This window comes from Actinomadura sp. 21ATH, assembly GCF_041951345.1.
GTDB lineage: Bacteria > Actinomycetota > Actinomycetes > Streptosporangiales > Streptosporangiaceae > Spirillospora.
Genome location: NZ_JBGNUR010000013.1, coordinates 81,863 through 104,967 on the forward strand (window position 1 = coordinate 81,863; position 23,105 = coordinate 104,967).

Genomic DNA, 23,105 nt, shown 5'->3' on the forward strand with positions numbered 1-23,105 from the left:
CCGACGGGAGGTCTTCGTGGATGAACGCGAAACACGCTTCACCCGGCTGTACGACGAGTATCACCGGCGCGTGCTGACGTATGCGCTGACGCACGCCGAGCCGCACACGGCGGAGGACATCGCTGGGGAGACGTTCCTGATCGCCTGGCGACGGCTGGACGAGGTGCGCGACCCGGTGCTGCCGTGGCTGCTGGCCGTGGCCCGCAATCTGCTGCACAAGCAGCGCGACCGGGGGCGGCGGGGCCGCGACCTGGCCGCGCGGGTCAGGGCGCTCGCCTCACCCGGCGACCTGGCCGCGTGGGACGTCGCCGAGCACGTCGTGGAGCGCGAGACCGTGCTCGCGGCGGTCGCGGCGCTGCCCGAACGCGACCTGGAGGTGCTGGCGCTGGTCAACTGGCACGGGCTGGACACCCGGCAGGCCGCGCGGGTGATGCGCTGCTCGGGGCCGGCGTTCGCGGTGCGGCTGCACCGCGCCCGCAGGCGCCTGGCCCGCGCGCTGGAGGCGGCGGGCGATCCCCCCGCCCCGCGGGATGTTACGGACGGCTCCGCCCGCGCGTCCCGTCCCTCCGCCGCGCCCGTCGCGGGGAAAGCGGCCCGATGAGCTCCGAAAGGAAAAGGAAGACGACGATGAAGGACGCCGACACCATGTTCCGGGCGCTGCGGCCCACCGCGCTCGACGAGCTGGCCGAGGAGGCGCACCAGCGCCGCCGCGACGTCGAGCTGGAACGGATCCTGCGCACGTCCGCCGAGACGCGGACCGCCCCGCGTGCGGTGATGCGGCCGGGCAGGCGCCCGCTGCTTCTCACGGCCGGTGTCGCGGCCGCGGCGGTGGTCGCCGGGGGAGGCGCCGTCGCCGTCACCGGAGGCGGGGACGGCCCCGCGGGACGGCACGCGCCCGTCACACAGGAGTCGCCCGTCGACGCGCACGCGTTCTTGCTCGCCAGCGCGAAGACGGCCGAGCGCGCCCCGGTCAAGCCGGGCCGCTACTGGTACCAGCGCATCCAGACCCGGGTCGTGCACGAGTACGAGCACGACCTGCCGGGCCACACGCTCCCGCGCCCGGGCACCAGTTCCGGCAAGGACCGGTCGAAGCTGGAGAGGCTTCCGTACACCTTCGTGACCACGGGCCGGCAGGAGATCTGGACGGCGAGTTCGCCCCGCGATCACACCCGGACGATCACCGGGATCGGCGTGCGGGCGAGTTTCCCGACGCCGCGGGACCAGGCGCAGTGGCGCCGCTCCGGGGCGCCGGAGCTGCTGTCCAAGGAGGACCGGACTCGGTCGGTGAACAACTACGACGGGCCGGCCAAGTACCAGATCGGGAACACCCAGGTGTCGATGGAAGGGTTGCGCAGGCTGCCGGTGGACGCGGATGCCCTCGGCCGGGAGCTGCGCCGCCGGTACGAGGCGGTCGTGCGCAAGTCGGGCGGCGCGGCGAACGTCGACCCGTACCCGTACTACATCTGGATGACCGCGCAGGACCTGCTGGCGGGCCCGACCACGCCCCAGACGAAGGCGGCGCTGTACCGGGTGCTTGCCGGGCAGCAGGGGGTCCGCTCGGACGGCGCGGTCGCCGATCTGCTCGGCCGCCGTGGCGTGGCGGTCTCGATGGGCGGCCCGGGCGGCCGCATCCGGCTGGTCATCGACCCGAAGACGGCGGAGCTGCTCGCCTACGAATCCTTCGTGGGCGCGGACGGCGTCCCAGGGCTGTCGGAGACCTACGAGCAGACAGGCTGGGCGGACACGCTGGACAAGCGGCCCTGACCACGAGGCCGCCGCGGAGCACCGCGGTAGTGTGCCGCCCGCCGACGCCGAACGCATCGCAGGCGCCCAGCTCGACGCCGAAGCGGACCGATCCCCAGAGGTGACGGCCTGGTGCCCCCGGGCCGTCACCGAATACCTCGCCCCCGACCCGGTCCCAGCCGGCATCGGCGGGTTCGGCGGAGCCGCCCCTCACAGCACCTGACCGGCAACCGCGAAGGCCCGGAACCCACACGGGTTCCGGGCCTTCCGCGTTTTACAGCACCACGCCGCGCTGTACGCGCTCTGACCGACTGGGCGACCGCCCTACCCGACACCGTCACCGCCCTGGAAGTACGCGAGGGCCCCGACGCTGGCGGCCCGCTGACCGCTCGCCTGGTCCTGGCCACCCACGCCGCCGAACGACTACCCGACGTGGTGATCGGCGTCCCCGACGACGGCAGGTCAGGACATCGCGGCCAGAGTTGGTTCAGAGAAGGGATCCTGCCCACCGGGCACGCCCTGACCATCAGTGTCGGGACCTGACCGCCTCGACTAACGAATGGCCCCACAGTTCCCTGCAAGCCCTGCGAATAGGCGCCGGCGCGTGAACCAAAGATGGTCTGCCCGGGGCGCTTCAAATACACCCTGGCCACCAAGCCGGTAAACGAGCCGGCCGAGGCCGCCGACGACAAGCAGCTCAACAAGACCATCGCCCGCTACGGCCGCGTCGACCTGCTCTGCATCAAACTGCCCCAAGCGCTGCGCGGCCGCACCCACGACCTGAGCGCAGCGCGCATCTGGGGCATCCTGCGTGCGCTGGAACGGGCACAGATCCTCACACTGGCCGACAAGGGATACCAGGGAGCCGGCGGCATGGTCCTCACCCCCTACCGGGGCCGCAACAAGTCCGCCTCACAGAAAGAGGCCAACCGTGCCCACGCCCGGCTCCGCGGACCCGGCGAACGCGCCAACGCCCAACTCAAAAGCTGGCGCATCCCGCGCAAACTCCGCTGCCGCCCCGCCAAGGCCGGACACTTGTGCAAAGCCATCACCGTCCTGCAAAACCACCACGCAGCTCACACAGCCCGCGGATGAAAAAACCTCAGTGCCTCGTCTCGTACCTGTTCAGGGTCACGCCGCCGGGGAACGTCCGCGTCTCCACCAGGTCGAGGTTCACCCTGTTCTCCAGCGCGGTGAAGAACGGTTTGCCGGCGCCCACGAGGACGGGATGGGTGACGATCTCGTACTCGTCGATCAGGCCGGCCCGCATGGCCGCACTGGCGAGCGTCGCGCCGCCGACCCTCATCGGGCCGCCGTCTTCGGCCTTGAGGCGGGTGATCTCGGCGATCGCGTCGCCGGTGACCAGGCGGGCGTTCCAGTCGACCTTGTCGATCGTGGAGGAGAACACTGCTTTGGGCGTGTCCCGCCAGTTCCGCGCGAACTCGATCTCCGCGGGGGTGGCGCCCGGCTGCTGGTCGCCGGTCGGCCAGTAGGCGCTCATGGTCTCCCACAGCCGGCGCCCGTACAGGAAGAGGCTGATCTCCCGCTCCTGATCCAGCCACCACTGGAACAGTTCATCGCTGGGCTCGCTCCAGTCGAGTTCGTCGCCGGGCGCGGAAATGAAGCCGTCCAGGGACAGGTTCATGCCGTAGATCAGTTTCCGCATGGGCCATGCCTTCCGTCGGTCGGTACCGGAAGGCTAGACCCGCCGGGCGGAGGAAATCACCGGTCCGCGATCTGTTCGTACGGACGCGCTTGACCTCGGGTTGGGCTCTGGCCAGGATGCGGAGAGACATCGGGTGAAAAGGGCACTTCAGGGAGTCGCTGCGTGGGGCTGGCGATCAAGCGGGACCAGCGCGCGCTGCTCGCCCACCGCCGGAACTTCGTGGGGCGCTCGGTGTCGTACGGCACCGTCGCCTGGGACTACGACGGCCGGACCTGGGTGGTCGAACGGCCTGAGGACGGAGAACCGGCCCGGTCCTGCCGCGTCGAGTGTCCGGTGTGCGGGAGAACGCTGACCTACGCCGTGCACAGCGTCGCGGCCACGCGGCGCAGGCGTGCCCGCCGCTGGATCGCGGCCCTCGCGTTCCTGGTGGCCGCGGTGCCGCTGTTCGGGCTGATCGCGCTGGACCCGGGCAGCGTCGCCGTGCTGTCGATCGCCTTCGGAGGCGGGAGCCTGGCGTTCGTCACCGGCTGGTCCCTGGCGTTCGTCGCCGGCGGCGAGACCGGTCTCGTCGGCCATGGGGCCGCCCTGCCCGGCTACGCCAAGCACAAGCTGTTCATCCCGAACGCCGAGGACGGCCGCTGGATGTAGCCGGGCGGCCCTCAGCGGCGGCGCAGCGTCCCGATCGCGAAGGCGCCGATGAACGCTGCCAGAGGCAGCACCATGAGCAGCGCCAAGGGGTGGGCCATCATGGCGACGAAGGCGTGGGCGTCGTTCTTGGCGTACATGCCCGTGGCCAGCGCGATGAGGAAGAGCACGGTACCTGCCATGGCCGCGCCCATCATCGCCTTGAACGCGATGTGCACCAGTGGTGTCGGATGCCTGCGCGTGCGCGCGATCGCGTCCGCCACCTTGGGAACGGGCGCCCAATCCTCGCCCCTGTGCAGTGCCCACACCTCGCGCAGGGCCGCCACCTCGCGCGGCAGGTCGACGGTGCCGCGGTCGTTGAGATGAGGCAGGGTGCGGCGGCGGCCGGCCGCGTCGTACAGCACGGCGACCTTGCCCGGCGCCTCCCCCTGGTTCTCCTCTATCTCGATGCCCTGCACGTCCGGCCAGGCCGTGGCGCGGTCGCGGAACGGCCCCCGGACGGTCAGATGGGTCCGGTCGCTGATCGTCGCGGTGACCGTGACCAGGCGCACCACGAACAGGAACAGGGCGGCGAGTGCCGCTCCGACGGCGAGGGGCACGATGATCGGCACCCCGTCCTCCAGGGCGATCCCCACGACCAGCACGACGCCGCCCAGGAAAGGGGAGGCCAAGGCGACCCACAGCCAGCCGTCGCCCGCGTGACGGTACTCGCGGCGGTACGGATCATCGGCGATCACAGCGGCAGGATAACCCGGCTCGCCCGCGCCGTCCGGGTGTGACCTGGTTCGTCAGGTCACTTTGACGATCTTGCATTCGATGCCGGCGGGGCCGATCGGGGCCTGCGCCGCGGTGGTTCCGCCGAAGGACTTCGTGTTCCGGACCTCGAAGGTCTGCGAACCGATGCGCTGGTCGGAGGCCGCGTCCAGGACCTCGACGGTGATCGTGTACTTCGTCGAGTCGCCCGTGATCGTGCCGTTGATCGTCACCGTGCCCTGGGACCCGGTGGTGTTCACCTGGCAGTCGACGCTGGTGCTGTAGTTCTTCGTCCCGAGGGACGGGGCGCCCCCGCCCGGCACGCCGTTCATGTAGAGGAAGGCGAGCAGTCCCAGGAGGCCGGCCAGGGCCAGGGTGATGATCGGTTTCCGGTGCTTGGAGCGCGGACGCGAGCCGTATTCGTCTCCGGCCATGGTCCATTCGTGCGTCGGCATCGCTGTCCTGTCGCTCTGTTCGATCTTGTTAGGCAAATCTGCGCAGATCAGCATATAGCGCACATCGGACACCGACAGGGCCGGAGTTCGCGCCGCCGGCGGTCTCCGGTCAGTCTTCGACGATCCGCGTCTGGGCCGTGATCCGGCAGCCGGGCGGGAGGGTGCGGAAGGCCGGGTAGTGGTCGTTGCCCAGGTCCAGGCCGTTCAGGGTGCGGCGGCAGGTGCGGTCGGCGAGGACCGCCTGCAGGAGGTAGGTGTCGCCGTCTCCGCCCCAGTCCTCCCCTATGCCGGTGGAGCGGATGGTCCAGGGGCCGTTGGACGGGATCTCCTCGGCGCGGTAGTCGGCCAGGTAGTGCAGGTCGCGGTCTTCCGCGTGGATGAAGATGCGCAGGTCGTCGAGGAGGCCGGCGGCGGTTCCGCGGACGGTGAAGTCGCGGTCGTCGCGGAGCCTCTCGCCGGTGCCGGGGGCGGTCAGGACGACCTTGGCGGCGGGCGGTGGGCCGGACGGCCGTTCCCCGGGTGCCGTGCGGGACGGCGGGGGAACGAACGCGGCGGGCGGCGGCTCTTCGCGGGCGCCGGTGGAGATGACCCAGAGGAGGGAGACGACCCCCAGGACGGTCGCGACGCCCAGGGCGGCGAGGGGTCTTCTGTCCGGGGGCCAGCCCGGCGGTTCCGCCGCGTGCTTCGGCACCGTCAACCCGCGCCTTCGGCCGTGAGCGCACGTTCCACGCCGGGCTCCTCATGAGGACGGGTCCGTACACCCTCCGCCTTGGGGGTGTGCGCGTCAAGCGTCCACGCTCGGAGGTCACGAACGGATAACGGTGACCTCGATCCGAAATACCCCCCGGGGGTACTTGGTTGTGGCGGGCACGACGACGAGCGAGCAAGGAGCCGACGATGAACGCGACGCACGGAACCCACGCCGCGCACCACGGGACCGCGACGCCCGGGGGCCTGCTGATCACGGAGGACGGGTACACGCTGGCGCCGGAGGCGAGGGTGCTGCGGCCGGGGCCGGTCGACTTCCGGTTCCGGATCCTGGGACCGGACGGGGAGCCCGTCCGCGAGTACGCGACCATCCACGACCGCGAGCTGCACCTGATCGTGGCGCGCCGGGACCTCACGGCCTTCTGGCACGTGCACCCGGTCGAGGACGGCGGTGTCTGGACGGTACGGCTGGACCTCCCGGAGGCGGGCGCGTACCGGGTGTTCACCGATGTCGCCCCGGCGGCGCTGGGCCGCACGCTGACGCTCGGCGCGGACGTCGAGATCGCCGGCCCGTACGACCCGCGCCCGGTGCCCGCGCCCGGGAGGACCTGGACGGACGGCGCGTACGAGATCGTCCTGGCGGGCGAGCCCGCGGCCGGCGAGGGCCGGGCGATCACCTTCACGGTTCGCGAGGACGGGCGGCCGGTCGGCGACCTGGAGCCGTACCTGGCGGCGTACGGGCACCTGGTGGTGCTCCGCGCCGGGGACCTGGCGTACGTCCACGTGCACCCGGACGGCGAGCCCGGCGACGGGCGCACCGAGCCCGGCCCGGAGATCGGCTTCCACGTCGGGCTGCCGGGGCCCGGCACGTACCGGCTGTTCCTGGACTTCAAGCACGGCGGCGCCGTACGGACCGCCGACTTCACCGTGACCGCGTGACCGCGGCCGCCCCACACCTCAAGGAGTGATCATGTCCGTTCCCTCGGCCCGCCGCTGGTGGGCGCTGGCGCTCATCGCGCTGGCCCAGTTCATGGTCATCATGGACACCTCGATTATCGGGGTGGCGCTGCCCCGGATACAGGAAGACCTCGGGTTCTCCCAGGAAAACCTGTCGTGGGTCTTCAACGCCTACGTCGTCGCGCTGGGCGGGCTGCTGCTGCTCGGCGGCCGGCTCGCGGACCTGTTCGGCGCCCGGAGGATGTTCGGTCTCGGCTGGGCCGTCCTGCTGGCCGGCTCGGCGATGGCCGGCGCGGCGGGCGGTGTCGGCGTGGAGCTGGCCGGGCGCGCCGTGCAGGGCGCGGGCGCCGCGCTCATCGCGCCGGCGGCGCTGACGCTGCTGATGATGCTGTTCGGCGGCGAGCCGCGCGAGCTGACCAGGGCCCTGGCGCTGTACGGCGCGGCGGCCCCGGCCGGCGGCACGGCGGGCGTGTTCCTCGGCGGCGTCATCACCGAGTACGCCTCCTGGCCCTGGGTGTTCTACGTCAACATCCCGATCGCGGTGCTGGCGCTGGCCGCGGCTCCGTTCCTGATGCCCGCCGGCGGCGGGGCCCGCGGCTCGGTGGACGTGGTGGGCGCGCTGACGGTGACCGCCGGGCTGGGCGCGGTGGTGTACGCGATCGTCCGCGCCCCCGAGGCCGGCTGGGCGGCGTTCGAGACCTGGGCGGTGCTGGCGGCCGGGCTGGTGCTGCTGGGAGTGTTCCTGGCGGTGCAGGCCAGGCGGCGCGAGCCGCTGATGCCGCTGTCGATCTTCCGTACGCCGAACCTCGGCGCGGCCAACCTCGCCCAGCTGCTGCTCGGCGCGGCCTGGATCCCGATGTGGTTCTTCCTCAACCTCTACCTGCAGCAGGTGCTCGGCTACAGCGCCTTCCCGTCCGGCGCGGCGCTGGTGCCGATGACCGTGCTCATCATGGCCGGGATGATCGTCCTGGCGCCGCGGGCGATCGGCCGCTTCGGCCCCAAGGCCGTCACCGTGGCGGGGCTGGCGCTGCTGGCCGCCGGGATGGGCTGGCTGTCGCTGGTCCGGCCGGACGGCTCGTTCCTGGTCGACGTGCTGCCCGCCTCGCTGCTCGCGGCGCTGGGCATGTCGCTGGCCTTCATCCCCTCGCTGGGCACCGCGATCTCCGCCGCCCGGCCGGAGGAGGGCGGGCTGGCGTCCGGCATCGTCAACACCGGCTACCAGGTGGGCTCCGCGCTCGGCCTGGCCGCCATGACCGCCGTCGCCGCGGCGAGCGGTGCCGGCGAGGCGGGGAACCTGCCCGCGCTCACCGACGGCTTCTCCGCCGCGTTCGCCGGGGCCGGGCTCATCGCCCTCGCCGGCGCGGCGCTGGCCGCCGCGACGCTGCGTGCGCCGAAGCCCGGGGCCGCCGTCCCGGCGGAACGCGACCGGGTCGCGAGCCGCTGACCGGCGGGTGCGAGGGGGCCGCGTCCGGCGGCCCCCTCTGCGGCGTTCCGAACGCCAGGGTTTAAGGCCGCCGGGATGGTGTGAAGTTCGTACCCGGTGGTAGGTACCTGTGCGCCGACCGGAAAGGCAGGGTAGCCATGGAAATCTCCGGCATCATCTCGGCACTGGTCATCGGTCTGGTCATCGGCGCGCTGGGCCGCCTGGTGCTCCCGGGCCGCCAGTCGATCCCGATCTGGCTGACGGTCGTCATCGGCATCGTCGCCGCGTTCATCGGGACCGCCATCGCGGGCGGCTTCGGCGTGGCCGACACCGCCGGGATCGACTGGATCGAGCTGGCGCTCCAGATCGGGGTCGCGGTGGCGGGCGTGGCGGCGACCGCCGGGCTGTACGCAAGGCGCTCCGGCCGCTGAGCTCGTAAGGCGGCGCCGCTGTCGGTGGCGGCGGTTACGGTGCCCGCCATGGGTACCTGGGACACCGGCCCCTTCGACAACGACGTGGCCGCCGACTTCGCCGGCGGCCTGGACGACGCGGCCGAGCATGAGCGGCCCGCGGCGATCCGGGCCGCCCTGGAGGACGCGGTCGGCGCGGGCGAGGACGAGGGCCTCATGGGGCACGTCGCGGACCGCGCGATCGCCGCCGCGGCGATCGTCGCCGCGCAGTGCCCCGGCGGCGCTCCCACCGACCCGATCTGCGGGCCGGAGGAGGCGGTGCCGCCGCTGCCCGAGGACCTGCGCGAACTCGCAGTCCGGGCTCTCGACCGCGCCGTCGGGCCCGACTCCGATCTGCCCGAACTGTGGGGTGACGGCGACAGCGCCGAGAAGTGGCGCGAGGGTGTCGCCCGCATCCGGGCGGTGCTGGCGGAGGCGCTGCGCGACCCCCGCCAGCTGGAGCTGCCCATCGATTCGTGAGGCGGCCGGACCGGTCAGCCGTTGGACGGGTCGAGGGAGTCGACCGCCTGCTGGGTCAGCCCGGCGAGGCGCTGGCGCTGCGGGAAGTCGCCGACGGGGATGCGGGCCACCTCGCGCGCGGTGGCGTAGTCGACGACGGAGATCTGGTTCTTCTCGGCGAGCGAGACGAAGCAGTGCCGGCCGTTGCCGCTGGTCTGCGTCCAGTACGGGAGGGAGTCGGTGTCGTACCGGACGGTCCCGTCGGTGGTCAGGCCGGGGCGGGACACGATGGACACGTAGTCGCTGATCGTGGCGGCGACGCACAGCTTGCTCTCGGCGCCGTTCATGGCCATGCCGTGGTGCGCCGAGTTCTGCGGGTAGTCGTCGGGGTTCATCGCGGCGGCCTTGTCGCTGAGCGGCATGTTCACGGTGCGCGCGATCCGGCCGGCGGCCAGGTCGTACTCGACGAAGCCGTTCAGGTACGACAGCTGCGCGTACATCGTCCTGTTGTCGCGCGTGAACGCGGCGGGGCGGATGCCGAACTGGAACGAGTACGTCCGCAGCGGCCGGAACGTCTTCGCGTCGACCGCCGTGACGGCCTTGCTGCCCTTGAGCGCGTTGAGCGCCCGCGGCAGGGACGTGATCCCGATGCTGGAGTTGTAGAGGATCGTCCCGTCCGGCGAGTAGTCGTTGGCGTGCGGGTACGTGCCGGTCGCGAACGTGGCCGCGGTCCTGCCGGTGGCGGTGTCGATGACCTCGGACTTGCTCGCGGTCGTCGCCGACACCACGAACCGCGTCCCGTCCGCCGAGAGCGCGGCGTGGTCGGCCTTGAAGCCCTCGGTCTTGTGCCGCCACAGCATCCGCTTGGAGGCGATGTCGAACGCGACGCTGTCGGCGAGGTTGCCGCGCGAGATGTAGAGGGTCCTCCCGTCCGGGGAGACGGCCATGTCGTCGACGAGCTTGCGGTAGCCCTGGGCGGCGTTGACGGCCTCGTACCCGATCCGTTCGACCGGGTTCATTCCGTCGAGGCGTTCCTGGAGGTCGGGGACCACGTTGATGGAGCCGAGGTTCTCCAGGGTGGCGGTGTCGATGAAGCTGACCGTGCCGCCCTGGCCGTTGCCGATCGCCATCACCTCCCGCAGGCCCGGGGCGGCGGCGTTCGCGGTGCCGGTCCCGGCCAGTACGGCGATCACCGCCGCGGCGCTCAGGATGCGTCTGGATGCGCGGGCCATGGTCCACCTCCAGGGTGGGGGGAAATCCGAATACGGGCGTATTCAGATTTGGGTTACTGGAAGGTAACAGCGGTCGGGGCGGGCGGCAAGGCCCACATCCGCGAAACTGTGGGAGTCGAGAGGGAGGGGGCGCGATGGCGGGCAGGCTCAGGCGGCCGACCGGGACGTACGGCGGCCGGACGGCCGAGGAACGGCGGGCCGAGCGGCGGCGGCGCTTCCTGGACGCCGGCCTGGAGCTGTTCGGCGGCGGCCCCGGCTACCGCGCCACCGGGGTCGCCGAGCTGAGCCGGGCCGCCGGGCTGTCGACCCGCCAGTTCTACGAGGAGTTCCGCACCCTCGAAGACCTCCTCGCCGAGCTGCACCTGGAGGTGAACGACCGCGCGGAACGGGCCGTGCTCGCCGCCCTCGCCGGCCTCGACGACCTGCCGCTCCCCGAGCGCGCCACCGCCCTGTTCCACGCGTACGCCACCGACGTCACCGGCGACCCGCGCCGCATCCGGATCGCGTTCGTCGAGATCATCGGCGTGAGCCCGCGGATGGACCACCAGCGCCTCGCGCGCCGCCGCCGCTGGATCGACTTCCTGTGCGCCGAGGCCGCCCGCGCCGTCGAGCGCGGCGAGCTGGCCGACCGCGACTACCGCGTCGCCGCGACCGCGTTCATCGGCGGCATCAACGGCCTCCTGCACGACTGGACGGTCGGCTGGGTCGACGCCACCCTCGACGAGATCATCGACGAGCTGGTCCGCATGCTCCTGGGCGTGATGAGCCCTCCCGGCTGAGGACGGGAACGCGCGCGGCGCGGACCGCGGCCTAGCCCTTCTTCAGCGTCGCCATCGCGCGGTCCGGCTCCCAGTGCGCGCGGAACGAGGTGACCAGGCCGTTCTCGTCCACGTTGTAGACGGTCAGGCAGTCGATCGTCATCGTGATGCCGCCGTCCATCGCGGTCGTGATGGTGACGACGTTGGCGCAGGCGGGGCCGTTCGCGAACGAGTCCTTCACGTGGAAGTGGAACTTCCGCACCCGGGCGATGTTCTCGTCCCAGAACCGCGCGCGCCCTTCCGGCCCCCGGTGCCCCTTCCCCTCGGGGTCGAGCATCGAGGGGCCGACGGGGTCCTCGACCACCGCGTCCGGCGCGAACAGCGCGAGCCACTCCTCCCGGCGCCCGCCGGCGGCGGCCTCCATCGAGGCGCGCGCCGCCCGGCGCGCGGGGTGGTCATCGTCCGGAGCTTCCCAGCTGACCGTCATGGCGCAAACTGTAACGTGTTCTCGTTTCAGGTCAAGAGACCTTGGCGATCACCGACTCGGCGAACCGCTCCAGGTTCTCCACCTTCTTCGCCAGCGGCTCGGTGTCCGGCCCCTTCACGTACGGCAGCCGGAACCCGATGATCACATCGGTCACGCCCTTGTCCTCCAGCCGCTTGACACCGTCCGCCGAGTAGGCGTCCAGCGAGATCGCGTGGATCTCGAACGGCCTGTCCGCGGTCCCCTCCTCCTCCCGCAGCTCCTTCAGCCGCCCCAGCAGCCGGTCGAGCTCCTCGGGCTCGCCTCCCCCGTGCATCCACCCGTCGCCGAGCCGCGCCGCCCGCCGCAGCGCCGGCTCGCTGTGCCCGCCGATCAGGATCGGGATCGGCTCGGTCGGCGCCGGCGCCATCTTCGCCGCGGGCAGGTCGAAGAACTCCCCGTGGTACTCGAAGTACTCCCCGCTCGTGAGCCCCCGGATGATCTCGATGGCCTCGTTCATCCGCCGGCCCCGTCCCTCCCAGGGCACCCCCATGACCTCGAAGTCCTCCGGCCACGGGCTGACCCCCACCCCGAGCCCGAGCCGGTTCCCGGTCAGGTACGCGATCGAGCTCGCCTGCTTTGCCACCAGCACCGGCGGCCGTACCGGCAGCTTCAGCACGAACGGCGTGAACCGGATCCGCTCGGTCACCGCCCCCATCGCCGCGATCAGCGTGAACGTCTCGATGAAGTCCTTGCCCTCAAGGAACGTCCGGTCCCCGTCGGGCGTGTACGGATAGATCGCGTCGGACTCCCGCGGATAGACCAGCGAGTCCGCCACCGCGAAACTCGCGTACCCCGCCTCCTCCGCCGCCTTGGCCAGCGGCAGGTAGTACGCCGGATCCGTCATGGACTCCACATAGGTGAACCTCATGCGGCGAGGATATAGAACACGTTCCACTTTGGGTATGCCCCAACGGCACGGACCGCGGCGCCCGGGATGGCGCCTGTTCTGGCCACGCTGCCGGGTCCCTCTCTTCTCGCCGCGGACCTAGTGTCGTGCGCACGGGCCCATCGCACCGGTACGGCGGCGCCGCCGCGCGTACGTTCCCCGGCGGAAGAGGGAGCGGAAGATGGAGATCTCGACCGAGCAGGAGACCGGCACCACCTACGGGCAGAACGATCCGGACGTCCGCGAAGCGCTCGACGCGCTCGGGCGCCACCTCAAGGACACGACGCCGCGCTTCTACGCCCCGCACGGGGCGGCGTTCGGGCACCAGGCGTCCACCGTGCAGTTCCTCAAGCGGCTCATCGCGCTCGGCGTGGTGCGGAAGGCGGAGCTCGTCTACACCTCGGCGGACGTCCTGGGCAAGCTGCGCGTCCTGCTGCCGCAGATCGAGGCCGAGGACGCGCCGCCCCCGTTCAAGGTGACGAGCGAGGGCAGGACCGCGGACGTCGCGCTCGTGCGGATGTCCGCCGACGGGCTCACCACGCCGACCGAGTTCGCGATCAGCGGCGGCTGGGACTACCGGAACCGGGAGGAGGTCCAGCAGGCCACCGCCCAGCTGCGGGCCGGCATGGTGCTGATCGTCCAGCCGTACGGGTGGGAGAAGGAGCGCAGCGCGCACGAGAGCTGCGTGTACCTCGCACGCACGAAGGAGTTCATCGACCTCAGCGACGCGCTGAGCGCCCAGGAGTTCAGGTGGATGCTCTACAGCCGGCCGAGGCCGCGGGTCCCGGACGACGCGTGGGAGCCGCTCGCCGAGCGGCAGGTGACCGCCGGCACCGTCGAGGCGTGCCGCGCGGTCCTGGACGCGGTGCGCGGGAAGAAGCTGCTGTGCCCGGCGTACGGGGTCAGCGACGTCGGCGCGGGTAGCGCGCTGTACGCGCCGCCGCCCGCGTCGTTCGTGTTCAATCTGGCCGGGACGTTCCGCGTCCTCCAGGGAGGGGACGACCCGCGGTTCCGGAAGGGGGCGGTGATCCTGGTCCTGTGCGCGCTGAAGCCCGCGACCTGGACGATGATCAAGGACAGGTTCGGCGGCGGGAAGATCGCGATGGCCGCCCCGACGGTCGACGCGTTCGTCCAGCGGCATCTCGACTCCGGCGGCACCTCGAAGATCCTCGTCAGGGAGTCGATGCGCGACCCCAAGCAGATCACCGACGCGATCGGCGCCCTCAAGGCCGACGAGGTCCTCATCCTCAACCTGGTCAACGTGCCGCACGAGGTGTTCGACCTCATCTACGCGGAGGCCACGCTGCCGTCGATCTTCGAGGGGGCGGCGACGGCGGGCATGGCGATCCCGCTGGGGAACCCGTTCTTCCGCTTCGTCGATCCGCTGTACATCACCTACCCGGTGCTGCCGCTCGGCGGCGGGGAGACGGCGGAGTCGCGCCGGGCGTCCGAGGCCACCAAGTCGCTGCGGACGCTGCCGAAGGACTGGCCCGAGAAGGACGAGGAGTCCGTCCCGCCGAAGGTCCTGGCCGAGTACGTGCGGGACGCCTACACCCCCGGCCACGCGCAGTACGGATACTTCCGGGACTTCGGCCCGTTCCTGCGGGACAACCCGAAGCAGGAGAAGCTCAACGCGGCGCTCCTGTGGCTGCACGCCAAGAAGCACCTGACGACCTAGTACCCGCGGCGGGGCGCCGTTGCGCGGCGCCGCGGGCCGCTTCGTACACCACCGGCCGGTACCGGCCGCCGGGGGCGGCCGGCGGTCCGGGCGTGCCCGGCGGAACGCCCATGTCGGGGCGGGGGGCGGCGCGCGGCCGGTTGCCGCTCCCGGTCAGGGGCGCTCCGGCCGGGTCTTTCCTGATCGGGACGGAGAGGCATTAATCGGTGTTGACCGGACGGTGCGGCAGGGGGCCGATCAGACCGTTTCCGGGATTCGACAGGGGGCCTCGATGGGCCAGTCATACGCGTACCTGCGGGGTGCGCGGTCATGAGCGAGCAGTCCCAGGAGCGGGCGGGCCGGGGAGCGATCCGGCTGACGTTCGCCTACGAGGGCGACAGCGTACGGTTCGTCAGGCGGCGCAGCGTCGACATGCTCGTGCCGCCGTCCGACGAACTCTCCGGCTTCGAGGGCCAGGAGGGCTACGCCGCCGAGGTGCGGCTGGCCGACGGGAGCCTCGGGTACCGCCGGGTGCTGGCGCGCCCGGTCCCGGACGACGTGGAGGTCTTCTCCGACGACCCGGACGAGCCGATCATGCGCGTCCGGGCGGAGCGGCCGGAGGGGGTGTTCGTGGTCGTCGTCCCCGATCTGGACGAGGCGGACCACGTCGCGCTGACCAGCGCCGCCCCCGGCACCGCCGCGGCGGCCGGTCCCGTCGAGCTCGTCCGCGTGGACCTGGGCGGCGGCACGGACGGGGGTGCGCGATGACCACCGGCGACGGGGCGGTCGTGGGCACCACCCAGATCGTGAACAACGGGCCGCGCACCGGCCGGTGGAACGTGGTCATCATGGGCGACGGCTACACGAGCCACCAGCTCACGCAGTACCGCGACGACGCCCAGCGCACCTGCGAGGCGTTCTTCGACACGGTGCCGTTCGACCAGAAGGCGTCGTTCATCAACGTCTTCCGGGTCGACGTGCGCTCGACCGACAGCGGCGCCGACGACCCCGCGGGTTGCGGCGGGACGGGCGCGACCGCGCGGACGTACTTCGACGCGACGTTCTGCTCCAACAACCTGCGGCGGCTGCTGGTGGTCAACCAGAACACGGCGCTCGCGGTGGCCGACGACGAGGTGCCCGAGTGGCACGCCGTCCTGGTCCTGGTGAACTCGACCGTGTACGGCGGCAGCGGCGGCGCGGTCGCGGTGTCCTCGCTCGCGACCGGCGCGCAGGAGATCGCCCTGCACGAGCTGGGGCACACGGCGTTCGGGCTGGCCGACGAGTACGACCACCTGGCGAGCTGCGAAGAGGAGGGCCACGACGACTACACCGGCGCCGAGCCGATGGAGCCGAACGTCACCAAGGCGTCCACCCGCGCCACGATCAAGTGGCGCGACCAGATCCTCCAGTCGACGACCGTGCCGGCGATGCGGAACCCGGACTGCTCGAAGTGCGACCGGCGTCCCAGCCCCGTCCCGGCCGGAACGGTCAGCGCCTTCGAGGGGGCGCGCTACTTCAAGTGCGGGCTCTTCCGTCCCGAGTACACGTGCAAGATGCTGGAACTCGGCCGGCCGTTCTGCGCGGTCTGCCGCCGCCGCATCCTGCGGACGCTCCCGACGACCGTGCCGAGCGTCCGGGAACGCTCGGCCGCCGCGGCGGGGACCGCGGTGCGCAACGCCGGCCTCAACCCGCGGTTCATCGGCTCCACCGGAAGCAACGCCTGGGTCTTCTCCCAGTCGCCGGCCGCCGGAACCGTCGTGCAGGCGGGCTCGACGGTCACCATGCGAACCCGCACCGGCCCCATCCCCTGACCCGGCCGCGGGCCGGCACGATTCGCGCGTTCATGATCCGTTCGGCATGCCGTCCAGCGGAATCCAACGTTTAAGTCTTGCGTCTTACTTCGGTGCGGCTCAGAATCCGAGGACGTTTTCCGACAGGAGGCACGCATGGTGCGGCTGGGCGGCACGTTCTCTCTGAAGCGGCGGGTACGCGGCGGCAGGATCGCGGTCACGGCGCTGGTGGCGGCGGGGCTGGTGCTCGTGCCGGCCGGGGCGAGTGCGGAGAAGGCGCGGCCCGGTACAGGGCTGGAGGCGCTGGCGGGCAAGCGGATCCTTCTGTCGAACGACGACTCGGTGCAGGCGGCGCAGGAGGACGGCGCGGACGGCCGCGGCCTGTACATCCTGCGCAAGGCGCTGTGCGAGGCCAGGGCCGACGTGATCGTGGTGGGGCCGTGGCGGCAGCAGAGCGGCCGCGGCCGCGCGATCTCCACGGCTCCGCAGGTCAGGCTCGCGCCGCCGGTGAGGATTCCGGCGGAGTACGCGGGCGACTGCGCGACCGCGCCGTCCCGCGGCCTGGTCATGGGCGCCTGCGCGAGCGCCGGGCCGTGCGCGCCGGATTCGGCGTCGGTGACGCCCGCCGACTCGGTCGACCTGGCGCTCGGCGCGTTCCTGCCGCGGCGGCCCGGCTGGTCCGGCGGGCCGGACCTCGTGATGTCGGGCACCAACTCCGGCGCCAACACAGACATCGCGGTGAACATGTCCGGCACCGTGGGCGCCACGACGGCGGCCGCCGAGCGCGGCGTACCGGCGGTCGCGGTCAGCGCCAACGGCCCCGGCGGCCCCATCGCCCCGCCGACCGACCGCACGTACGAGGTCTCCGCCGGCTACGCCGCCAAGGTGGCCGCGCGCCTGCTCGCCCGCCGCGACGCCGCCGAACGCCTCGGCCGCGAGAAGCTGATGCTCAACATCAACGTCCCGCACGTCGCCGAGGGCGGCCGCACGCCGTCGCCGCGCTGGACGCGGATGGGCGACACGCCGCTCGGCCGCATCACCTACGTCCCGGACGGCGCGGGCGGCTACCGCATCGGCTTCACCGCCGCGGACCCGGACACCAGGTTCGACCCCCGCAGTGACACCGCCGCCCTCCGCGACGGCCACATCAGCATCGGCGCGATCTCGGTCGACCGCACCGCCGACCCCAAGTGGCTACGCTCCCTGCACCTGACCCGCTGAACGCTTCGGCGCACACGCGTTCACGGGAGGACGGTACGGCGTCCCGGCGCCCGGCCCCGGCGTCGGCGGGTGGTCAGCGGGCGGCCGGCTGGGATGATGGCGATGTCGGCAGACACGAGTGTTCCTGTGAGAGGTGTCGTCATTGGATTCGGTGGGGCAGGCAGGGCCGGGCCGGTTGGACGGCGCGGGCGGGGCGGTGCTGGCGGGGCGGTACCGGCTGGTCGGGCTGCTGGGGCGCGGCGGGATGGGGGCGGTCTGGCGGGCGCACGACGAGCAGCTCGACCGGGACGTGGCGGTCAAGGAACTGCGCCTGCCCGAGCAGCTGGACGACGCCGGGCGGCGGACGTGGATCGCCCGCGTGGACCGGGAGGCGCGCGCGGCCGCCCGGCTGCGGCATCCGGGGATCGTCACCGTGTACGACCGCGTCCCCGGCGAGGACGGCCGTCCCTGGATCGTCATGGAGCTGGTGCGCGGCCGTTCCCTGGAGGAGCTGCTGAAGGCCGACGGCCCGCTGCCGCCCCAGCAGGCCGCGCGGATCGGGCTCCAGGTGCTGGACGCCCTGCGCGCGGCCCACCGGGCGGGCATCACGCACCGCGACATCAAGCCCGCCAACGTCCTGCTGGAGGACGACCGCGTCATCCTGACCGACTTCGGCATCGCGGCCGTCGAGGGCGACGTGACGCTCACCGGTACGGGCGCGGTCATCGGAACCCCCGCGTACATGTCGCCCGAGCAGGTGCGCGGCCAAGAGGTCACGGCCGCGTCCGACCTGTGGTCGCTCGGCGCGACGCTCTACACGGCCGTGGAGGGGCGCTCCCCGTTCGAGGGCGCGAGCACCGGGGCCGTCTTCATCGCCATCGCCACCGAGGACCCGCCGCCGCCCGCGCAGGCCGGTCCTCTCGAACCGGTCCTCAAGGCGCTGCTGCACCGCGACCCGCTGCGACGCCCGACCGCCGACCATCTGTACGCCCAGCTCGCCGCGCTCGCCCAGGACCGGCCGCCGCCGGCGCCGGTCACCGTGCAGACGCCCACCAAGCAGTACGTTCCGCGGCCGCCCGTACAGCCGACCGATCCGCAGGCGGGCCTCCCGTCCCGGCCGCCGCGCCGCCGGCCTCCCAGGAAGGCCGTCCTCCTCGCGGTCGCGGCCGCCACCCTGGTGCTCGTCATCGCGGGATCGGTGACGCCCTGGCTCCTGCAGATGCGGGAGGACGCGCGCTACGAGGCGAACATGAGCCTCCTCTCCGGGACGATCCCCGGCGAGGCGACCGACCTCGAAAGGGCCGGCGACGGCCGGGTGGACGTGGAGGTGATCCTGTGCGAGAGCATCTCGGCCTCCACCACCGCCCCCGGCAGCGGCTGCGACGCGACCCGCCTGATCAACGAGGCCGCCGCCTGGCTCCGCGGGCTGCCCGGCGTCCGTTCCGTGGTGTTCGAGGACCCCAGATCGAGGTGCACCTCTCTCAGCGGCTGCTCGCTCGAGGTCATCACCCGGGACTCCCTGAAGATCTCGTACGCCCAGATCTCCGCTGAGAGGCGGAACGACCCGAGCGAAGGCAGCGCGAACAGACTCGTCCTCGACTTCACCCTCGGCTGACGCTTCAGAGCGTCCGCGCCCAGCGGCGGAGTTCGGCGGCGGCCTCGTCAGGCGTGAGGTGGCCGCGTTCCACGTACACCTCCTGGAGGTGCCGCATCGCGGCGCGCCGCCTCCCAGGCGTCGTAGTCGGCGGCGTCCAAGGCGCGCAGGCCCGCCTCGCGCCACCCCTCCATGTCGCGCTCCTGCCCGAACCCGATCGTGTCGAAGAGGTCGAACGGCCCCGCCCGGACCGCACCGAGGCGGGCCAGCGCGGCGTTGATCGGCCACGTCTCGGGCCGTCCCGGCGGGTTCCACGCGTTCTCCGGCCCCCAGGTCCGCAGCCCTCCTTCCCACAGGGCCGCGGTCTGCTCGCCGTCGCCGCCGAAGAAGTCCGCCTCCACGTACGCGACCGGGCCGCCGCGCGACCACTCCGCCAGCAGCGCGTCGAGCGCCGGGGACATGAGCACGAACGGCCCCTCCGCCCGCCGCCGCCCTCCGCCGCCGCCCAGCTCATCGAAGATCTCCCCTGTCATCGGCAGCAGTCCCAGACGCTGCCGCAGCGGCACCACAACGGCCCGCGGCAGCCCGGCCGAAAGGCCCCGGAGCCTATCGAAGTCCCCGACGACGGCGTGCAGTTCGTACGACATGCCCGAACCCTAGATCGACCAGCGTCCCGGCTTCGAGGCGGCAACGGCCGGCACAGCGGCTCGCGGCATTCCTGCTCCCCAGAGGGCGAGAGGCGCCGCACGGACGCCCGCGGCCTCTCGCCTCAGGCGGTGTCGTGCGGGAGGGCGCAGGTCAGCAGCGGACCGTGCGCGACCTCCTCGGGAATGCGGACGCCCGCGACGAGCGTCAGGAACGCCAGCATGTGAACGAGTCCGTTGGGGTAGGCGCCCGTACGCCAGTCGTCCGGGCGGGGCATGATGCCCAGTGCGCGCATCTGCTGAGCGAACCGTTCCGGCTCGTCGCCCCGCAGGCTCCACTCCATCATCGGCTCGAACGCCGTCACGCAGCGCCCGTGCTCGTAGAACGCCACCTCGTAGGTGACCTTCGGCGTCCAGGACACGTACGCGGCCTGCGTACCGGCCGACAGCGCCGCGACCGCCCTCATGCCGAGGTCGGTCATGTCCTCCAGAACGAACGTCCACGCTCCGTAACCGCCGAACCGCGCCCAGGGCAGCACCCGGCGCCGCCCGTCCTCACGGCCCGCGAACTCGTCGGCACTCCCGTCCAGCGTCATCGCACGCGCGGTCGCCGGATCCGCCCCGAACGCCGCCATCGCCTGCTCGACGCTCCTGCCACGGACGAACGTCCAGAACCCGCCCAGAGCTCGGCGCCTACCTTCGAGCCACGACCACTCCGCCACGGCCGCCAAGGCATCAGGTGTCATCGCCATGCCCGTCCATCCCCACGCCAAGCCGCCAGCGCCCCGCCCCCCTACGTTGACTCGTGGCGTGTCTGCCTGCTCCGCGGACCCGAACGGTGAGACACGCCACGAGTACCCCTACGCGGAACGCCGCGCAAGCGCCCGGCGGATCCGCGCGACGAAGATTTCGGGGTGGTTGTAGAGGGTGTTCTTGTCCAGGCGGATCACGGTCCAGCCTTCGTCGATCAAGCGCCCGTCGCGCTCGATGTCGTACGCGTACTGGGCGGGGTCCGACTGATGGTGGCCGCCCTCGTACTGGATCGCGATCTTCAGCTCCGGATAGGAGAGGTCGGGGCGTGCGAGCCATATGCCCCACGCGTTCACCACGTCCTGGTTGACCACGGGCCGGGGAAGGCCGGCGTCGGTCAGGAGGATCCGTGCCCGGCTCTCGGGAGGTGAGTCCGCACGGCCGTCCAGCAGCGGCACGGCATCACGCGCCCGCTTGACGCCGCGCCTGCGGTCGCAGCCGTGCAGGAAGCCGGTGAGACGGTCGATCGTGGTGTGCCCACGCCGGAGCATCTGATCACCGGCGGCGATCAGGTCGAAGCGATCGAGAGCGTGCGCGAGTTCCAGGAAGAGCCGCTCGGGCTTGACGACCCGCCAGCCGCCGTAGGTACCGGTCTGCTCGGGCGGGATCGTGTACTGATGAATCCGCAGCTCCTTGATGCGCGGCGCCGTCGGCAGTTTCGCGGGCACCGCAACGTGGACGTCCTGGTCGCGGCGCGGCACGGGAAGCCCGTACAGGCGAGCCGCCGTCGCCCCGCAGAACACGGCGTCATCAGGTAAGACCAGTTCAGCGGCATGACAGCGCAGTTCCAGCGAGTCGCCCGTACTCGCCGGCGCGTACACGTCCTGATGAATCCGCCGGAACCGCGGCCCGGCCAGCTGCGCCCCCGTGATTCCCAGCCGCCGGGCACGAGACCCCCGGAACGGTCCGGACAGCATCCCTTCGGGCACATCGCCCTCACTGTGTGACATACGCCCGTGATGACACACAAGAACACCAACGACACGGCGAACACACCCGAGAGCAACCCCCCGGCTACACAACCGTCCCTAATCCGGCGCGCCACCCCCACGTTGACTCGTGGCGTGTCCGCCGTCCCCGGGCTGCGCGTACGCGAGACACGCCACGAGTCAACCCGGGGGAGCCCGGACGGTCGCCGCTTCAGCCGTGGGCGACCCTCCGAAGCGGAGGACCATCAGGCCACGGCCGAACGCGCCCCCTCCTGCCCTCAGCGGTCGTACGAGGCCCGCTTGATCCCGGCAACCAGTTCGGCGAACTGATCAGACGTCAAGCTCAGGTGTCCGGCCTCGGGACTCTTGGAGTCCCTGACGCCCATGCCCTGCGCAAGTCGTCCCACTTCGACGCAGTGCTCGTCGTTCGCGCCGCCGCTGTGAGAACTCTTGCGCCACTGCTTGCTCATTCCAACCTCTCCAAGTACTGCTTGATGATCTCACGTGAAGCGTCCTCGGAGGCTGCCTTCGCTCCGATGCGGTCGAACATAACCGACAGTTCCCGCACCTCGCCAGGAGATTCGATCAACCTCCCCCCGTTCTGCGCCCCGGAGTATGCGACATTTCGAGCTCCGAGGCTGAGGATCTGGAGCGAGCCGTCCACTCCGACGTGGGCACCCGAGGCGAACGGGATCACGCGCAGGCTGACGTGCGGTAGATCGGCCATCGCCAGCAGATGTTCGAGTTGCTCCGCCATGATCTGCGGGCTGCCGACCGTACGCGCCAGAACCGCTTCGTCGATCACCGCCCAGATCAGCACCGAGCCTTTCCGCTCCAGGGAGAACTCCTTCCTGGCGACCCGGCGAGCCATCGTGGCCTCGAAGTCCTTGAACGCACTCGCTTGCACGTACGTCCAGGTGTAGGCGTCGGTCTGGAACACGAGAGGGATGACTTGACCGTGATACATCTTGACCAGGTCCGCCTCCTCCTCGTATCTGATGAACTGCCGCCCCCAGTCAGGGTCGTGGGCCATGCGGGCATACCAGAGCAAAAGCTGGAAAAGCATGCCCGTTCCATACTTCTCGTCCAGCATTCGCATCTGATCATCGTTCGGCCGCTGCCTACCTGCCTCGATGTTGCAAACAGAGGAACGAGCAGCATGGATGATTTGTCCGCATTGCGTGAGTGACAACCCCTGCTTCTCGCGCCAGAAACGCATGTAGAAGGCAAGGAAGTGCCACAACGAGATCTTGGGATCGAGGGGATCGCGGACGATCGGCATCGCCCCTCCACTGTTTCGCGATTTTTGGAAGACAAGCGAACGTTAGAACGCACGCGCGATTCTTGGACCAGGAAATCGGAAACTGTGTCCGGGAGGCGACAATGCTGGCACCGAAGACAGACGACCTGTTCATGCCCCTGCTAGCCTGTCCGGCCGCAATCGGGCTTGCCCGGACATTGGCTGGACAAAGGCTAAGCAAATGGGACTATTCTCACCTTCTCGATGACGCGATGCTCATCGTCACGGAACTGCTGGCCAACGCCGCCGAGGCGACTCCGCTCCGGGACATCCGGTTCCAGCTCAGCCGGGACGCCGAGGGGATCGTGATCGCCGTCTGGGACTCCAGCCGGCGGCTCCCGATCCCCAAACCCATCGTCGAACTCACCCTCGAAACGCTCGACGTCACGGAGGAGTCGTACGACAGCAACGGCGGCTGGGGCCTCCCCCTCGTACAAGCCCTCTCCACGGCCTGCGGCTACACCCGTGACCCCAGGGGCGGGAAGTGGGTGTGGGCGAGAATGCACCCATAAGCGGCCGTC

26 protein-coding genes and 1 pseudogene are annotated in these 23,105 nt (G+C 71.4%); 15 read left to right on the forward strand and 12 right to left on the reverse strand.

Annotation, left to right across the window (positions count from 1 at the left end):
- Positions 1 to 16 precede the first annotated feature (16 nt).
- From ACA361_RS30320 to ACA361_RS30330, 3 genes and pseudogenes are all read left to right on the forward strand, one after another.
- A complete protein-coding gene (locus tag ACA361_RS30320; protein WP_375017600.1) occupies positions 17 to 601 on the forward strand; it encodes an RNA polymerase sigma factor in 585 nt (194 codons plus the stop codon).
- A 26-nt stretch (positions 602 to 627) separates the two neighbouring features.
- The gene (locus tag ACA361_RS30325) at positions 628 to 1,764 is read left to right on the forward strand and encodes a CU044_5270 family protein (RefSeq protein WP_375017602.1); all 1,137 of its coding nucleotides are present in this window, start codon (positions 628 to 630) and stop codon (positions 1,762 to 1,764) included.
- Positions 1,765 to 2,502: 738 nt separating this feature from the next.
- Positions 2,503 to 2,838: pseudogene (locus ACA361_RS30330) on the forward strand (transposase family protein); the annotation flags it as partial.
- 7 nt (positions 2,839 to 2,845) lie between these two features.
- On the opposite strand, the gene ACA361_RS30335 reads toward ACA361_RS30330, so the two are convergent.
- Complete coding sequence (locus tag ACA361_RS30335; RefSeq protein ID WP_375017604.1) at positions 2,846 to 3,409, reverse strand: dihydrofolate reductase family protein; 564 nt, start codon at positions 3,407 to 3,409, stop codon at positions 2,846 to 2,848.
- Positions 3,410 to 3,571: 162 nt separating this feature from the next.
- On the opposite strand from ACA361_RS30335, the gene ACA361_RS30340 reads away from it, so the two are divergent.
- Positions 3,572 to 4,057 carry a hypothetical protein gene (locus ACA361_RS30340; protein ID WP_375017606.1) on the forward strand — a complete coding sequence of 162 codons (486 nt, stop codon included), beginning with the start codon at positions 3,572 to 3,574 and terminating at the stop codon, positions 4,055 to 4,057.
- A gap of 11 nt (positions 4,058 to 4,068) precedes the next feature.
- Here ACA361_RS30340 and ACA361_RS30345 read toward each other — a convergent pair whose 3' ends face one another.
- The 3 genes from ACA361_RS30345 to ACA361_RS30355 are packed head-to-tail and all read right to left on the reverse strand — an operon-like array spanning position 4,069 to position 5,959.
- On the reverse strand, positions 4,069 to 4,791 hold the full coding sequence (locus tag ACA361_RS30345; protein WP_375017608.1) for a hypothetical protein: 723 nt from the start codon (positions 4,789 to 4,791) through the stop codon (positions 4,069 to 4,071).
- Positions 4,792 to 4,842: 51 nt separating this feature from the next.
- Positions 4,843 to 5,316: a hypothetical protein gene (locus ACA361_RS30350; protein ID WP_375017610.1), complete on the reverse strand. Its 474-nt coding sequence runs from the start codon at positions 5,314 to 5,316 to the stop codon at positions 4,843 to 4,845.
- Between the two features lie 55 nt (positions 5,317 to 5,371).
- The gene (locus ACA361_RS30355; protein ID WP_375017612.1) at positions 5,372 to 5,959 is read right to left on the reverse strand and encodes a hypothetical protein; all 588 of its coding nucleotides are present in this window, start codon (positions 5,957 to 5,959) and stop codon (positions 5,372 to 5,374) included.
- 200 nt (positions 5,960 to 6,159) lie between these two features.
- Between ACA361_RS30355 and ACA361_RS30360 the strand changes: the two genes are divergently transcribed.
- The 4 genes from ACA361_RS30360 to ACA361_RS30375 all read left to right on the forward strand — a co-directional run bounded on the left by ACA361_RS30360 (position 6,160) and on the right by ACA361_RS30375 (position 9,279).
- Complete coding sequence (locus ACA361_RS30360; protein ID WP_375017614.1) at positions 6,160 to 6,909, forward strand: hypothetical protein; 750 nt, start codon at positions 6,160 to 6,162, stop codon at positions 6,907 to 6,909.
- 31 nt (positions 6,910 to 6,940) lie between these two features.
- The gene (locus ACA361_RS30365; RefSeq protein WP_375017616.1) at positions 6,941 to 8,371 is read left to right on the forward strand and encodes an MFS transporter; all 1,431 of its coding nucleotides are present in this window, start codon (positions 6,941 to 6,943) and stop codon (positions 8,369 to 8,371) included.
- A gap of 137 nt (positions 8,372 to 8,508) precedes the next feature.
- Complete coding sequence (locus tag ACA361_RS30370) at positions 8,509 to 8,781, forward strand: GlsB/YeaQ/YmgE family stress response membrane protein (RefSeq protein ID WP_375017618.1); 273 nt, start codon at positions 8,509 to 8,511, stop codon at positions 8,779 to 8,781.
- 48 nt (positions 8,782 to 8,829) lie between these two features.
- Positions 8,830 to 9,279 (forward strand): DUF4259 domain-containing protein, encoded by a 450-nt coding sequence (locus ACA361_RS30375; RefSeq protein WP_375017620.1) that lies wholly within the window; start codon positions 8,830 to 8,832, stop codon positions 9,277 to 9,279.
- 14 nt (positions 9,280 to 9,293) lie between these two features.
- On the opposite strand, the gene ACA361_RS30380 is transcribed toward ACA361_RS30375, so the two are convergent.
- Entirely contained in the window at positions 9,294 to 10,490 is a 1,197-nt protein-coding gene (locus ACA361_RS30380; protein WP_375017622.1) for a YncE family protein, read from the reverse strand.
- A gap of 134 nt (positions 10,491 to 10,624) precedes the next feature.
- On the opposite strand from ACA361_RS30380, the gene ACA361_RS30385 reads away from it, so the two are divergent.
- On the forward strand, positions 10,625 to 11,269 hold the full coding sequence (locus ACA361_RS30385; RefSeq protein WP_375017624.1) for a TetR/AcrR family transcriptional regulator: 645 nt from the start codon (positions 10,625 to 10,627) through the stop codon (positions 11,267 to 11,269).
- 31 nt (positions 11,270 to 11,300) lie between these two features.
- On the opposite strand, the gene ACA361_RS30390 is transcribed toward ACA361_RS30385, so the two are convergent.
- Together ACA361_RS30390 and ACA361_RS30395 are read right to left on the reverse strand one after the other, a co-directional pair.
- The gene (locus ACA361_RS30390; protein ID WP_375017626.1) at positions 11,301 to 11,735 is read right to left on the reverse strand and encodes a nuclear transport factor 2 family protein; all 435 of its coding nucleotides are present in this window, start codon (positions 11,733 to 11,735) and stop codon (positions 11,301 to 11,303) included.
- A gap of 31 nt (positions 11,736 to 11,766) precedes the next feature.
- Positions 11,767 to 12,642 carry a TIGR03619 family F420-dependent LLM class oxidoreductase gene (locus ACA361_RS30395; RefSeq protein WP_375017628.1) on the reverse strand — a complete coding sequence of 292 codons (876 nt, stop codon included), beginning with the start codon at positions 12,640 to 12,642 and terminating at the stop codon, positions 11,767 to 11,769.
- A 199-nt stretch (positions 12,643 to 12,841) separates the two neighbouring features.
- Between ACA361_RS30395 and ACA361_RS30400 the strand changes: the two genes are divergently transcribed.
- The 5 genes from ACA361_RS30400 (at position 12,842) to ACA361_RS30420 (ending at position 18,922) form a co-directional block, all read left to right on the forward strand.
- On the forward strand, positions 12,842 to 14,338 hold the full coding sequence (locus ACA361_RS30400) for a hypothetical protein (RefSeq protein WP_375017630.1): 1,497 nt from the start codon (positions 12,842 to 12,844) through the stop codon (positions 14,336 to 14,338).
- 309 nt (positions 14,339 to 14,647) lie between these two features.
- Positions 14,648 to 15,085 (forward strand): hypothetical protein, encoded by a 438-nt coding sequence (locus ACA361_RS30405; protein ID WP_375017632.1) that lies wholly within the window; start codon positions 14,648 to 14,650, stop codon positions 15,083 to 15,085.
- Positions 15,082 to 16,128, forward strand: a complete 1,047-nt coding sequence (locus ACA361_RS30410; protein WP_375017634.1) for a M64 family metallopeptidase — start codon at positions 15,082 to 15,084, stop codon at positions 16,126 to 16,128. Before ACA361_RS30405 ends, ACA361_RS30410 begins: the two co-directional genes overlap by 4 nt.
- A gap of 135 nt (positions 16,129 to 16,263) precedes the next feature.
- Positions 16,264 to 17,328, forward strand: a complete 1,065-nt coding sequence (gene surE / locus ACA361_RS30415) for a 5'/3'-nucleotidase SurE (RefSeq protein WP_375017636.1) — start codon at positions 16,264 to 16,266, stop codon at positions 17,326 to 17,328.
- A 151-nt stretch (positions 17,329 to 17,479) separates the two neighbouring features.
- Positions 17,480 to 18,922: a serine/threonine-protein kinase gene (locus ACA361_RS30420; protein ID WP_375017897.1), complete on the forward strand. Its 1,443-nt coding sequence runs from the start codon at positions 17,480 to 17,482 to the stop codon at positions 18,920 to 18,922.
- A gap of 47 nt (positions 18,923 to 18,969) precedes the next feature.
- Here ACA361_RS30420 and ACA361_RS30425 read toward each other — a convergent pair whose 3' ends face one another.
- From ACA361_RS30425 to ACA361_RS30445, 5 genes are all read right to left on the reverse strand, one after another.
- Positions 18,970 to 19,548, reverse strand: coding sequence for a hypothetical protein (locus ACA361_RS30425; protein WP_375017638.1), 579 nt, complete (start codon positions 19,546 to 19,548; stop codon positions 18,970 to 18,972).
- Positions 19,549 to 19,670: 122 nt separating this feature from the next.
- Positions 19,671 to 20,297 carry a DUF6461 domain-containing protein gene (locus ACA361_RS30430; protein ID WP_375017640.1) on the reverse strand — a complete coding sequence of 209 codons (627 nt, stop codon included), beginning with the start codon at positions 20,295 to 20,297 and terminating at the stop codon, positions 19,671 to 19,673.
- Positions 20,298 to 20,405: 108 nt separating this feature from the next.
- Positions 20,406 to 21,305, reverse strand: a complete 900-nt coding sequence (locus tag ACA361_RS30435; RefSeq protein ID WP_375017642.1) for a hypothetical protein — start codon at positions 21,303 to 21,305, stop codon at positions 20,406 to 20,408.
- A 257-nt stretch (positions 21,306 to 21,562) separates the two neighbouring features.
- Positions 21,563 to 21,754 carry a DUF397 domain-containing protein gene (locus tag ACA361_RS30440; protein ID WP_375017644.1) on the reverse strand — a complete coding sequence of 64 codons (192 nt, stop codon included), beginning with the start codon at positions 21,752 to 21,754 and terminating at the stop codon, positions 21,563 to 21,565.
- Entirely contained in the window at positions 21,751 to 22,566 is an 816-nt protein-coding gene (locus ACA361_RS30445) for a Scr1 family TA system antitoxin-like transcriptional regulator (RefSeq protein WP_375017646.1), read from the reverse strand. The genes ACA361_RS30440 and ACA361_RS30445 overlap by 4 nt, the downstream gene beginning before the upstream one ends.
- Before the next feature lie 101 nt (positions 22,567 to 22,667).
- Between ACA361_RS30445 and ACA361_RS30450 the strand changes: the two genes are divergently transcribed.
- Entirely contained in the window at positions 22,668 to 23,096 is a 429-nt protein-coding gene (locus ACA361_RS30450) for an ATP-binding protein (protein WP_375017648.1), read from the forward strand.
- Positions 23,097 to 23,105: the final 9 nt, after the last annotated feature.